Annotated in this window: 10 protein-coding genes; 5 read left to right on the top strand and 5 right to left on the bottom strand. The window is 69.3% G+C overall.

Annotated features, from left to right (window positions below; genetic code table 11):
- The first annotated feature begins 68 nt into the window (after positions 1-68).
- On the top strand, positions 69-2,072 hold the full coding sequence (gene ftsH / locus ACWF0M_RS27965; protein WP_452238689.1) for an ATP-dependent zinc metalloprotease FtsH: 2,004 nt from the start codon (positions 69-71) through the stop codon (positions 2,070-2,072).
- Positions 2,073-2,079: 7 nt separating this feature from the next.
- On the opposite strand, the gene ACWF0M_RS27960 is transcribed toward ftsH, so the two are convergent.
- Positions 2,080-4,716 (bottom strand): LuxR C-terminal-related transcriptional regulator, encoded by a 2,637-nt coding sequence (locus ACWF0M_RS27960; protein ID WP_452238688.1) that lies wholly within the window; start codon positions 4,714-4,716, stop codon positions 2,080-2,082.
- Positions 4,717-4,841: 125 nt separating this feature from the next.
- On the opposite strand from ACWF0M_RS27960, the gene ACWF0M_RS27955 reads away from it, so the two are divergent.
- The gene (locus ACWF0M_RS27955; protein WP_452238687.1) at positions 4,842-6,047 is read left to right on the top strand and encodes a PucR family transcriptional regulator; all 1,206 of its coding nucleotides are present in this window, start codon (positions 4,842-4,844) and stop codon (positions 6,045-6,047) included.
- On the opposite strand, the gene ACWF0M_RS27950 is transcribed toward ACWF0M_RS27955, so the two are convergent.
- Complete coding sequence (locus ACWF0M_RS27950; protein WP_452238686.1) at positions 5,931-7,316, bottom strand: LuxR C-terminal-related transcriptional regulator; 1,386 nt, start codon at positions 7,314-7,316, stop codon at positions 5,931-5,933. The genes ACWF0M_RS27955 and ACWF0M_RS27950 overlap by 117 nt on opposite strands.
- A 169-nt stretch (positions 7,317-7,485) precedes the next feature.
- On the opposite strand from ACWF0M_RS27950, the gene ACWF0M_RS27945 reads away from it, so the two are divergent.
- Complete coding sequence (locus tag ACWF0M_RS27945) at positions 7,486-7,893, top strand: DUF1003 domain-containing protein (RefSeq protein ID WP_452238685.1); 408 nt, start codon at positions 7,486-7,488, stop codon at positions 7,891-7,893.
- Positions 7,894-7,910: 17 nt separating this feature from the next.
- Here the strand turns inward: ACWF0M_RS27945 and ACWF0M_RS27940 are convergent, their stop codons facing one another.
- Entirely contained in the window at positions 7,911-8,339 is a 429-nt protein-coding gene (locus ACWF0M_RS27940) for a hypothetical protein (RefSeq protein WP_452238684.1), read from the bottom strand.
- A gap of 188 nt (positions 8,340-8,527) precedes the next feature.
- Between ACWF0M_RS27940 and ACWF0M_RS27935 the strand changes: the two genes are divergently transcribed.
- Complete coding sequence (locus tag ACWF0M_RS27935) at positions 8,528-9,079, top strand: HdeD family acid-resistance protein (RefSeq protein WP_452238683.1); 552 nt, start codon at positions 8,528-8,530, stop codon at positions 9,077-9,079.
- A gap of 3 nt (positions 9,080-9,082) precedes the next feature.
- Here the strand turns inward: ACWF0M_RS27935 and ACWF0M_RS27930 are convergent, their stop codons facing one another.
- Together ACWF0M_RS27930 and ACWF0M_RS27925 are read right to left on the bottom strand one after the other, a co-directional pair.
- Entirely contained in the window at positions 9,083-10,477 is a 1,395-nt protein-coding gene (locus tag ACWF0M_RS27930) for a DUF4832 domain-containing protein (protein WP_452238682.1), read from the bottom strand.
- Positions 10,478-10,530: 53 nt separating this feature from the next.
- Positions 10,531-11,793 carry an ROK family protein gene (locus ACWF0M_RS27925; protein ID WP_452238681.1) on the bottom strand — a complete coding sequence of 421 codons (1,263 nt, stop codon included), beginning with the start codon at positions 11,791-11,793 and terminating at the stop codon, positions 10,531-10,533.
- 180 nt (positions 11,794-11,973) lie between these two features.
- Here ACWF0M_RS27925 and ACWF0M_RS27920 point away from each other — a divergent pair, with 180 nt between their 5' ends.
- Positions 11,974-12,954 carry a Gfo/Idh/MocA family protein gene (locus ACWF0M_RS27920; protein ID WP_452238680.1) on the top strand — a complete coding sequence of 327 codons (981 nt, stop codon included), beginning with the start codon at positions 11,974-11,976 and terminating at the stop codon, positions 12,952-12,954.
- Positions 12,955-12,962: the final 8 nt, after the last annotated feature.

The raw sequence follows: 12,962 nt of genomic DNA, 5'->3' as shown, positions 1-12,962 counted from the left end.
GCGTACGACGGCGGTCCAGCAGGGAGTTGCTGCTGGGTCGGTGGCGGTTCAGGTCCTATGTTGGCTTCATGAGCGAGAAGGAGCCGCCGGCGAAGGACGAGTCCAGCGCCGACCGGGGACAGGGTGCCGACCAGGGCGAGCGGAAGAATGACGCGTCGCAGCGGCCGCACAAGCCGTGGCGGACCGAGGGGCTGCCGGCCGGCCACGGTGACGACGACAAGCCGCGCCGGCCGCGGTGGTGGAAGTGGGCCGCGTGGATCGTCGGCGGGTACCTGGTGCTCTTCCTGCTCACCACGATGCAGGACCAGCTGGCCGGCGGTGAGCAGACCATCGCCTACACCGACTTCACCGCGCAGGTGCAGAAGCAGAACGTCGCCGAGATCTTCTCCCGCGGCGACACCATCGAGGGCCGGCTGAAGCAGGCTGCGGAGGTGCCGGGCAAGAGCGGGTCGACGTACACGAAGTTCACGACCGAGCGGCCGACGTTCGCCAGCGACAACCTGTACGGCGACCTGCAGAAGGGCGGCGCCACGGTCCGGGCGACGCCGGTGGTGGCACAGCGCGGCGTGCTGGTGAACCTGCTGATCTCGCTCGGCCCGTTCATCCTGATCGCAGCGTTCTACTACTGGCTGTTCCGGCGGAGCCGGGCGGCGGGCGGTGGTCTGGGTGGTGGTCTGGGCGGTCTGCTCGGCGGAGGCGGCCAGCAGAAGAAGCCGGTCGACCCGACCACGGTGCGAGTGACGTTCGCGGACGTCGCCGGGATCGACGAGGTCGAGTCCGAGATCGAGGAAGTCGTCGACTACCTGAAAGAACCGGAGAAGTACCGGCGGCTCGGGGCGCGGGCGCCGAAGGGCGTGCTGCTGGCCGGCGCACCCGGTACCGGCAAGACGCTGCTCGCGCGGGCGACCGCGGGTGAGGCCGGGGTGCCGTTCTTCTCCGCGAGCGCCTCGGAGTTCATCGAGATGATCGTGGGCGTCGGCGCGAGCCGGGTGCGGGAGCTGTTCGGCGAGGCGCGGAAGGTGGCGCCGGCGATCATCTTCATCGACGAGATCGACACCATCGGGCGCGCCCGCGGCGGCGCCCGCTCGGTCGGCGGGCACGACGAGGGCGAGCAGACGCTGAACCAGATCCTCACCGAGATGGACGGGTTCTCCGGTACCGAGGGCGTCGTGGTGCTCGCCGCCACGAACCGTGCCGACGTACTCGACCCGGCACTGCTCCGTCCCGGTCGGTTCGACCGGACGATCACGGTGCACGCGCCGGACCAGCCGGGCCGCGAGGCGATCCTCAAGGTGCACGCACGCGGGAAGCCGCTCGCACCGGACGCGGACCTGGCCGCTCTGTCCCGGTCCACGCCCGGTATGACGGGCGCCGACCTCGCCAACCTGCTGAACGAGGCGGCGCTCGCGGCCGCTCGGCAGGGGGAGTCGCAGATCACCAACCGCGACCTGACCGACGCGCTGGAGAAGGTCCAGCTCGGGACCGCGCGGAACGTGGTGATGCCGCAGGAGGAGCGTCGGCGTACGGCGTACCACGAAGGCGGGCACGCGTTGCTCGGGATGATCCAGAAGGGCGCCGACCCGGTCCGGAAGGTCTCGATCATCCCGCGCGGGCGGGCGCTCGGTGTGACGTTGTCGACGCCGGAGACCGACCGGTACGGGTACGACGTGGACTACCTGCGCGGCCGGATCATCGGTGCGCTCGGCGGAATGGCGGCCGAGCAGGAGGTCCTCGGCGTCGTCACCACCGGCGCCGAGAGCGACCTGGAGACCGCGACGCGGATCGCCCGCTCGATGGTCGGCCGGTGGGGTATGTCGGACGCGATCGGCCCGGTGTCGATCCTCCCGTCCGAGGGCGACGCCCGTATGGCGGGAGTCTCGGACGAGCTGCTCAACACCGTCGACGAGGAGGTACGCCGTCTCATCGAGCAGTGCTACGCGGAGGCCCGCCGCCTGCTCCGCGAGAACCGCCCGAAGCTCGACTCGATCGCCGACCAACTCCTCGAACACGAAACCCTCGACGAAGCCGACGCCTACGCAGCGGCAGGCATCACCCGCGACAAGGTCCGGTAGCGGGAGGTCAGGTCGGGTCGATCGCGTCCAGGGCGGCGCGTAGGCCGGCCCGGGATGCGATACCGAGCTTGGGGTACAGCCGGTGCAGGTGCGAGGCGATCGTGCGATGGGACAGGACCAGCCGCTCCGCGATCTGCTTGTTGGTGAGCCCGGTCGTTGCCAGCTCCGCGATCTGTCGTTCCTGCGCTGTCAGTTCGGACCTGATGTTCGGCAGGTCGTACGCGACCCCGGCCGCGCGCAGCTCCTCGCGAGCTCGGCGGGCGAACGCCTCGGCACCGATCCGGTCGAAGGTCTCCAGCGCGCCACGGAGCTGAACCCGGGCGTCAGCTGTGTCATGGGTGCGGCGCAACCACCGGCCGTACTCGAGCTGAACGCGCGCGTGGTCGAACGGCCACCGGTCGGCGGATGGCACCGCCAGGGCTGCCTCGAAGAGGACCCCGGCCTGTTCGTCCTCGACGGTCAACGCCGCCGCACCGGTGATCATCAGCTCGATCCGCGGACTGATTCGATGCAGGCCTGCACGCTGTGCGGCGACGACGTGGGTGCGGGCCTGGCCGGGATGACCGGAACGGACGGCCGCCTCGGCGAGGTCGAGCACCGCCCAGCGGCCGGGAACACCGGCGCTCGGGGCAACCTTTGCGATCTGGGCGAGGGCCTCCTCGAAGTCGCCCTGTCCGATGGCTGCCAGGGCGCCGGCCGACCGCGCGTACGCCTCGGTCACCCCGATCCCGCGCGGAGCTGCCCAGTTCGTAGTCTCGGCGCAGCGGGCTCGGGTGCGCTCAGCGTCGCCGCGTAGCGCCGTACCCACGGCCAGCAGTGCCGCGAGCTGGCCGTGCCAGAACTGGTAGCCGTACTCCGAGGCAAGGCCGAGTCCTTTGTGGGCCAGGCGCTCGGCGTCGTCCCACTGGCCGTGGGCGTACAAGTCTTGGGACAGCAGCAGCAAAGCAGGAATGACCATGGCGGTCGCTCCGCCGTCGCGTTCCCGCTCGATGAGGTGCTGGAGGGGACAGCGGTAGTCGGACAAGACATCCATCGCATGCGCCGCGAAGGCCAGCGGGATGAGTCGCCACGGCGTGAGGTCGCCGGGCGGCGCGGTGAGGGCCTGCGCGAGTCCCGCTCGTACGGCGTCCGCCTTGCTGCACGGATCGACGTACGCGTCGTGGCACAGCCGGAAGGGGAGGACTGCGTCCGGCTCGAATCGGCTGATGACCTTGTTCAGTACCTCCCATGGCTCGGGACGGCCGGAGTAGAGGCAGATCAGGAGCAGCGTGTGCAGGATCGCGTCGACTTCCCACTGGTGTTCGTCGGGCAGTACGTCGAGCGCCTGGAGCACCAAGCGGTACGCGGTGTCGAGGTCGCCGTCCTGGTACAGGATCCGCTGGGCGATGGCGGCGAGGTCGACCGCTGCCGGCACGTCCGATGCCCGGCTCGCGTCGGCGAGCAGGAGCGGTACGTCGTCGAGGCGGCCGGTGAGGCCGGCGAGACAGGCCGCCATACTCAACCGCCGGGCCCGGTCGGCCGGCCGTGGACTCAGCTCACCTGCCCGAACCAGAGCCGTCACCGCCCCAGCCGCCGGCCCGCCCGCCGCGGCGGTTTCCAGGGACTGAGCTATGGACTCGTCCGGTCCGTCGGCGGCACTGGCGAGGTGCCACGCGCGACGCAGGGGTGAGTCGGCCATGACTGCGGCGAGGGTGTCGTGGATGTTGCGGCGCTCCCGCGGTGGTGTCTGGTCCACGATCGCGGAGCGGATCAGCGGATGCCGAAACCGGGCGCGGTGGCTGTCGGCCCCGGCGTACACGAGCCCGGCGTGCACCGCCGCGGTGAGATCGTCGGCTGCTGGGCCGCGGATCGGTACGTCGGGCTCCAGGGCCAGCTGCACAAGGACCTCACGTGTTGCCGAGGGCAACGTTCGGTACCGGTCCGCGAACCTGCGGCGCAACCGGGCGGACAACGGCAGGAACTCGGGCAGGAGGGACCGTCCGGAACGCTGGTCCTCGTCGAGCATCGACGGCAGCTCTCGCAGCGCCAGCGGATTGCCCGCGGCATCGGCCAGGATTCGTCGGCGTACCGCGGGAGCCAGGTCCGGCCAGTGGAGCTTCAGGAGCGCATCCGCGGCCGACGTACTCAGAGGCTCGACGACGCGTTCCGGCAGCCCGGTGAGACCTGGCGCGTCGGTCCGGGCCGCCATCAGGATCGCGATCGGCTCGTGGCCGAGCCGGCGCAGCGCGAACCCGATCGTCGACGCGCTGGCCGCGTCCATCCAGCCGATGTCGTCGACGATCATCAGGATCGGCTGTTCGAGGGCGACTTCGCTGAGCAGGGCGAGCACGGCCGCCACCAGTTGCGGATCGGGGGACAGGCCTGGCGCCAGATCGAGGACCTGGCAGAGCGCGCTGCGGTCGATCCGATCACGGAGCGGGTAGAGGAGCTGATGCAGGGTCGAGAAGCTGACACCGGCCTCGGATTCGGCACCGAACGCGCGCAGGACCCGCATCCCGCGAGCCGTCGCCCGTGCCGCCGCGGCGTCGAGCAACGCTGTCTTGCCGACGCCCAGATCCCCGCGAAGCAACAAGGCGGGGTACCCGTCGAGGAGCGAGTCGAGGCACTCCAGCTCGACGGTCCGCCCCACGAGGTCTGACTTCACGTCGTGCACCCTTTCGATCGTCGCCCGCTTCCAGGATCCGATTGGTCCGAGCACCTGTCGATGTGGGTGTCCACAGGGTTCGGCGACCTTGGCAGTGGCCGCCCACACCGCTCTACGATCGGCAGATGCATCCGGAAGAGGACGCCGATCTCGACCGCCAGCTCGCGCGCCTCGCGACCGCCCTGCTGGGCCGGCTCGACGCGCTGGCTCCATCGATGGCGGAGTGGATCCAGAAGGAAGTCACGTCGTACGTCGACGACGGGCAGGTGTCGTACGCCGATCTCCGCGAGGACTGCGCCGCGCAGCTTCGGTCGGTCCTGCCGGCGCTCGGCGGAGCCCAACGAGCGGACGTCGGCTACGCGCGGGCGAGCGGTCGCCGGCGCGCGACGCTGGGCGTGCCGCTGGCGAAGGTGATGGATGCCTATCGGGTCGGTGGCGGGTTCATCTGGGAGACGCTGGTCGCCGAGGCGGAGCGCAGCGGCTCGCTCGGCAGCGATGCCCTGGTCCGGGCCGCGTCCCGGATCTGGCGGATCGTCGACGACTTCACCGACGCGATGGCCGGCGCGTACCGAGACACGGTCGCCGAGCGGATCGTCGCCCAGGAGCATGAACGCTCCGCCCTGGTGGCCGCCTTGCTCGAGGGACGGATCACTGAGCACGAGACCCTGTGGGAAGCCGCCGAGATCCTGCGGATCTCCCGGCGGGGACCGTTCGTCGTGGTCGCCGCGGAGGTGCCGGAAGTCGGACGGCAGGCCCTTCCCGAGATGGAGTCACGGCTGCGGTCGGTCGGCCTGGCGTCGGCGTGGCGACTGCTGGCGGACCTGCAGGTCGGGATCGTCGTGCTGCCCGCGGGCGGACGGCTCGATCAGCTCGTCGCCGCTCTGACCAAGCACGCCCGGCGTCGGGTCGGCGTCAGCCCGCAGTACTCGACCCTCGACGGCACGCGGGAGGCGCTACGGTTCGCGAAGTTCGCCCTGCTCGGTACGGCGGAAGGCGCCAACGTCACGCTCTTCGACAGCGCTCCCCTCGCGGTGACCGCGGCCAGTACGCCCGAGGTGATGGCCCGGGTCGTCACCTCAACCCTCGGCGCGCTCGACTCTGCCACCGACCGCGAGGTCTTGCTGGACACGCTGGCTGCGTGGCGTGATGCCGGGGGATCGACCGAGGGGGCGGCCAAGCAACTCTTCGTGCACGCCAACACGGTCCGTCAACGGCTACGCCGGATCGCGGAGCTCACCGGCTGCACGCTGACTGCTCCCCGGGACGTCGCCCGGCTCTGCCTGGCCCTCGAGGCCGTTCGGCAGCAAGGCCCGGACGAGCTGCGTCCGTGAGCGGACCTCGAGCTTTCGGAAGACCTTCTGCAGGTGGTACTCGACGGTGTGCCGGCTGATGAACAGCTGCGATGCCACCTGCCGGTTGGAGCTGCCGTCGGCGACCAGCCGGGCGACCTGCGCTTCCTGTGGCGTCAGTTCGCTCGGCCGGTCGGGTCGGGTCGCGCCGGTGGCCTGCAGTTCGATCCAGGCGCGCTGCGCGAACGCCTCGGCGGCGTGTTGGACGAAGAGTTCGTGTGCGGCGGACAGATGTTCACGGGCGTCGCGGCGACGACGCCGGCGTCGCAGCCATTCGCCGTACAAGAGATGTGCTCGTGCTCGCTGCAGAGGCGGGTCCGGCTGCCTGATCGCGTCGCGGTAGAGGGCGTCGGCCTGGGCGCTGTCGGCGAGCAGGGCGCGCGATCTGAGGAGTCCGCCGGTTGGGCTGCGGGCGGTCAGGCGCTCCAGTGCCGACTCGGCGAGATCGCGCCGGCCACAGCGAACGGCGGCCTCCACGAGGTCGGGCAGGATCTGGGTGCCGAAGTCCGGAGGATCGTCCTGGAAGACCTGCAGCGCCTGGCTCGCTGCGGACTCGTAGTGGCTCAGTCCGAGTTCGAGGACAGTCAGCGCAGACCGTGCCATGGCGATGCCGCGCGGATCCGTTGCCGCGAGCAACAGCTCGTCGGCGGCGGCACGGGTGTCGTCTTCACGGCCGCTCCAGGCCAGGGTGAGCAGATCGTCGGCAGGCCGGACGATCTGGAGAATGCTGCGATGTCCGGAGAAGTGGATCTCGGGCAGGCCGGCCAGCGGGTGACACCAATCAGTCGGATCGCGTACGGCGATCACCAAGGCGACTCGGGTTGCGCCGAGTCGGCGGGCGACGAAGGCGAGCACGGAGACCGTCGCGGCGTCGAGCCAGTGCGCGTCGTCGACAACGAGCACCAGAGGCGTGGCGGTTTCGGCAAGCAACGTGAGAACTGCAAGGCCGACCAGGAACGGATCCGGGTCCGTCGTGTCCACGATTCCGAAGGCTGCTCGTAACGCGTTGCGCTGAGGGTCGGGGAGGCGGCCGGGATCTGCGCCGAGGGACAGCAACAACCGATGGAGAGCGGCGAACCGGTACGACGACTCGTCCTCGACACCGTTCAACTGCAGCACGTGCATGCCGCTCGCCGCGGACACGGCGTACTCGAGCAGCTCGGTCGCGCCGCCCGCACCCCGCAGCACCAGCGCGCCGCCCGCGCCGTCGCGAGCACCCGCCAGCAGCTGGTCAAGAGCGCGAGGGGCCATCCCCGGGACGGTACTCGCGCGAACTCCACGACGGCTTGGGTCATCTGACTGCATCCGATACGCAGTCAGATGACCCAAGCGGCGGCAGGTGGTACGCCGGTACCGTCAGACCGAGCGGTGAGCTCCGGACGTCCAGGCCGGGCCCCGCACCGACGTACCAGGAGGTCCTGTGCAGTCCGAGACCACGAACACCCGTCCGCAACAACATCCTGTCGTTCTGGCGACCCAGGCGCAGCGCGCCGCCAACCTGCAGTTGCGGATCGCCGACGCGATCACGGCGTTCGCCGGCTCGATGCGTTTCGTCTACGCGCATGTCGTGGCGTTCGCGGTGTGGATGCTGTTCGTCGAGCACAGCCCGTGGCCGACCCTCACGCTCATCGTCTCGCTGGAGGCGATCTTCCTGTCGACGTTCGTGATGATCGGCCAGAACCGGCAGGCCGCGTTCCAGCAGGCGAAGGCCGACCACGACTTCAACGAGTCGGAGCTGGAGCTCAAGACCAACACCCAGCTGACCCGCGAGATCCACGCCCTCACCACCGAGCTGCACCGCCGGGTGGTCGACCAGAACCAGGCGTGAGGCCGGGGCTGCTCCGCCTACTTCGCTGCGTCCGCCGCCACGTCCGCGTCGGCGCGGGCGAGGACGGCGTCGAGTACGGCGTACTCCGCGTTCTCGATCGCTGAGTACGCGAAGTCGATCGCGAACTCCGCGTAGTCGTCGGCCTCGTCGGCGTCCCGCTCGGCGACCTTCGCGTCGTGCTGTGCCTTCCGCGCATCGACCTTCTCGCGGACCGCGGAGAGGTGCTGGTTCCACGACAGCTGAATGTCGTCGCCCCAGGACTGCGCCTTGCCGGCGGCGGTCGTGGCGTCGCTGCGGAGCTTGTCCGCCGCCGTCTGGGTGTTCTGCCGGGCCTGTTCGACATCCTCCTCGAGGCGGTCCCGGGCCTGTGTCTTGGCCGCGGCGACCCGGTCTTCGGCCTCCTTGGCCCGTTGTGACAAGCGCATCAGATCGTCGGACAACGCCATGAGTTCCTCCTGGAGAGCTGGCTGGAATCGAGTTCGCCGCCACCGTAGGCAGGCCCGGCCGGACGCGCATCAGGGTGTTCGGTAGTGCTGCCGGCAACGTGCTGGGACTGGGGATTCCAGTGATTCGCGGAGCGGGATTCAGCTCTACGTTGGTGCCCGATCTGACGTCTCTTCCAAGGAGTGCCTCCATGTCCCTGTCGACGTCGTTGCTCCTGCGCGGCCTGCTCGCGATCGTGGTCGGAATCGTCTCGGTGGCGTGGCCGGACATCACGGTCGGCGCGTTCGTCGTCCTGTTCGCGGTCTACGCGTTCGTCGCGGCGGTCACGGACGCCATGCAGGCGTTCAGCAGTGACAGCGCCGGACCGGTCTTCGGCTACCTGCTCCTGGCACTTCTCTCGGTCGCGGCCGGAGTTGTCGCGCTCGCCTGGCCCGGCCTGACCGCAGTGGTGCTGACCGTCTGGGTCGCCTCCTGGGCCCTCGTCACCGGCATCGTCGAGGTAGGCCTCACCTTCCGCCAAGGCCAGTCCACCGGCGCCCGCGCGATGTGGGTACTGAGCGGACTGCTCTCGATCGCACTAGGCGTCGTACTGTTCATCCGCCCCGACATCGGCGCGGTCTCCCTCGCCACCGTCTTCGGCCTCTTCAGCATCGTGTACGGCGTCTCGACCGTCGTCCTCTCACTCCAGGCGAAGGAACTCTCCTCCGCCACCCACAAACTCCTCGACAGCCCGACTGCCTGAGTCTTACGGGCTAGTGACGGTCTGTCCTAGATCGTTGTAACCGGTGCTCGGCTGCCAGGTCCCGTTGTTGGCCAGGCGGATCGAGTACTCGGGACGAGTGGACAACAGCGGGTCCGGCAGGTTCAGCAACACGCGGTACTTGCCGGGAACAGGCGGTGCGGCGACCTTCCAGTCGAGGTTGGTCGTCGTACCGGCTCCCCAGCGCCGCGGATCGGCCGGAACGTTGACCTTGAACGTGTGCTGGTCGTTCTGGAAGACCAGCTGCACCTGGCGTGGGTTGTACGGCGCTGCCCATCCGTCGTTGCGCAGTTGCAGGCTGACCTCGACGTTCCCGCGTCGGGTCGTGACAGTGCTCTGGGCGAGCGCGAACCGGTAGCCGAGCTTCTGCTTCGCGACCTCGAGGTTGGCACCCCACGTGTCCAGAACGTCATGGTTGTAGTCGGTGTTCAGGAACGAGAAGTGCAGCCGGGCCATCTCGGCGGAGGCCGACGCCCAGTCCGACCGCGGTGAGTTCACCGCGCAGGTCTCGCCACCCTCCGGGACGTAATTGGTGTCCTGGGCAACGAAGTCCTTGTCCAGCTCGATCGGGTCGCTGAGATACGTCCCGAAATCGTCCGGGCTGGCCAGGAAACAGTCGTTGTGATGCCCCACCCGCGCCACCGGCGAACCGTCGTACGCCTGATCCTCGGACAGTGCTCCGTCGATTCCCGTCGGTACGCCGAGCATCCGCTGCTTCATGTACGGCGTACGCACCTGGATCATGCGGTCCTTGGGGAGCGCTCTCAGCAGGGCCATGACGACGGCCTTGCGGTCGGCCCAGTTCTGGTCCGAGACCTGGCTCGGGTCCTGCGGGTTGCTGAAGTAGTCGGTGTAGTAGCCCTCGCCCCACAGTCCGACGAAGCCTGCCTGGACGAGTTCGATCACGTCGGCGTTCTGGCGCAGTACCGGCGTGAGTTGCTGGATGTGCTTGAGTACGCGGGCGACCGGCGCGTCGCCGTACGGCGTCGGCGGCGGCCAGCCGGCACCGGGCAGCGCGTACGCGAACCGGACGATCACCTTGACGCCGGCCGCGCGGGCGGTGCGGAAGTCGGCGCGGACCAGGTCGAGGTACTGCTTGTCGATCACGTCCCGGCTCGCGAACTTCTCCAGGTAGAACACGCGGAGGATCTGGGTGATGTGTTCCTGGGTGCGGAAGCTCCGCAAGGTGGCGACGTCGAGCGGGACGTAGCCGGTGTTGTCGGCCTTGTAGTGCGTCTCGGTGTGATGGTAGAAGCCGCGCTCCGGGTTGGTGATCACCTCGTCGGTGGTTGCGTAGGTGCGGGCCGTGGTCGCGGCGATCGCCTGTTGCGCCGGTAGCAGCAGACCGATCGCCGCAAGAGCTATGACAAGCCGTCTCATGAGGATCTCCTTTCGGCGGTCGTGGGATAATCATGGAGTCCAGGAAAATTATGTCAAGGTCTGAGCCCTGTGGTGATGGTCGACTCGACCTCGTCGAGCACCAGCCGGACGGCGCCGAGCGCGACTCCTTCGTCGGCGAACGCGGACACCCGGATCTCCGGCGTCCGCAGGCACCACCGGTCCAGCTCCCGCCGCAACGGCTCCACCATCACATCCGCCGACCGCGAGAACCCGCCCCCGATCACCACCAACTGCGGATCCAACGTCAACACCAACGCCGACGCCCCCACCGCCAGATCTCGCACATACCCCTGCACCGCCGCCAGCGCCTCCCCATCACCCGCCCGAGCAGCCACAAACACCCGCTCAAACCCACCGGCCGAATGGGTTACCGAGGAGGGCTGCCCCGTCCCCCCGGTGACGACCACGGCAGCCGTCGGAGCGGTCCCCGGCCCTGACCGGACCTCCGCCCCGCGGGACGGGTACCTTTCCAGCCATCGGTGCAGGTGGTGGGGGGCTTGTTGCCAGCCGGCGGCAGGTAAGGCGCCTATTTCGCCGGACCAGTTGGCGAAGCCGCGATGGAGTTTGCCGTCGATGATCAGGCCGGCGCCGGTGCGCAGGCCGGCGAGCAGGAACACCACGTCCTTCGCGTAGCGCGCGACCCCGCGCCACGTTTCCGCCAGAGCCGCTAGCTTGCAGTCGTTCTCGACTCGCACAGGACCCGGCACAAGCCGCCGTACATGGGCACCCAGGTCGACCCCGGTCCACTCCGGCAGCGAGTCGGACAGCATCACCTTCCCGGTCCCGTCGACAAGCCCGGTCGTCGCGACACCTGTCGCCCAGATCATCCCGGCACCCGCACCCTCTCCGGCGCCTGCTCCGGCAGACGTCGCGGCCGACGCCTTCGCGAGGGCCTTGGTCACGCACTGGTCCAGGGCTGCGAGCCGCTCTCGGCGGCCGGCTTCCGGGTCGATCTCAAGCCGCGCCTGGCTGATCACCTCGCCGTCCAGGTCGGTGACCAGCGCGAGCACCTTGTGGCCGCCGATGTCGATCCCGAGCAGCCGCCCGGCGCCTGCGTTGAACCGGTACCGCCGGGCCGGTCGCCCGACCGACCCGGACGCCGGCGCCACCTCGGTCAGCCAGCCGCGCCCGAACAGGTCCCGCGCCACGTCCTCCGTCGAAGCGCGCGACAGCCGTGTCCGCTTCGACAGCTCAGTCAGCGTCAGCGGCTGATCGCCGCGCAACTCCCGCAGTACGGCGGCCGCGTTGAGCTGGCGCAACCGCGAGAGATCCCCGCCGACCGGCTGTTCACTCATCGCGACACCTCGCCTATTTCCTGGACTCCCGGATAACTATAAGCATCCCGATTGCGCGCGGGTCTCACCGTGTGAACGGGCGCGCCGGAAGTCTGTTGCGCACTCCTGACAACGTTGTACCGTGATCTGCCGACGGTCGATCAGAAACGTTTCCGAAGGTTTCCACTGAGGAGGACCCGCGTGTCCAACCCGCTGAAGATCGCGACACTCAGCTTCTGGCACGTCCATGCCGGCGACTACTCCAGACAGGCCCAGGAACATCCCGGGACGGACCTGGTGGCCGTCTGGGATGACGATGCCGAGCGCGGCCAGGCCGGTGCCGACAAGTTCGGCGTGGAGTTCACCGGCGACCTTGACGCACTGCTCGCGCGGGACGACCTGGACGGCGTCGTGATCACGACGCCGACCGATGTCCACCGTGACATCATCGTCAAGGCCGCGCAGGCCGGAAAGCACATCTACACAGAGAAAGTGCTCGCTCCGACGGTCGCCGAGGCCGAGGAGATCGTGGCCGCCACGGATGCGGCCGGCGTGAAGCTGACGGTCTCGCTGCCGCGGCTCGCGCACGGGTATACGACCGCGATCCAGGAGGTGCTGGAGAAGGGCTCGCTCGGGCAGTTGACGTACGGCCGGGTCCGGCTCTCGCACGACGGCGCGATCCCGCGCGACGGCAAGGAAGGCTGGCTCCCGCAGCGGTTCTTCGAGCCCAAGGCGGCGATCGGTGGGGCGCTCACCGACCTCGGCTGCCACCCGGTGTACCTGATCCAGCTGTTCCTCGGCGCGACGCCGGAGACCGTGAGCGCGACGTACCGCTCGGTGGCCGGCCGCGGGCTGGAAGACAACGCTGTCGTGGTGGCCGGGTACGGCGACCAGAAGATCGGGGTGATCGAGGCGGGGTTCGCGAGCAGCAACCCGTTCACGATCGAGCTGTTCGGGACCGAGGGCACGCTCACGTACACCGACGCCGGCAACCTGCTGACCGTGAACGGCGAGCAGGTCCCGGTGCATGAGCACTCGCCGGATCCGTTCGCGCAGTGGGTCGATCACATCACCAACGGCACGCGCGCGGACGAGAACATCGAGCGCGCGGTCGAGCTGACCCGCCTGGTGGTCGCGGCGAACGCGGCGGCCGAGTCCAACCGAGTGATCTCCTACAGCTGAGAGGACGT

The organism is Kribbella sp. NPDC055110 (assembly GCF_053607525.1).
This window is presented reverse-complemented; position numbering and strand designations above follow the sequence as displayed.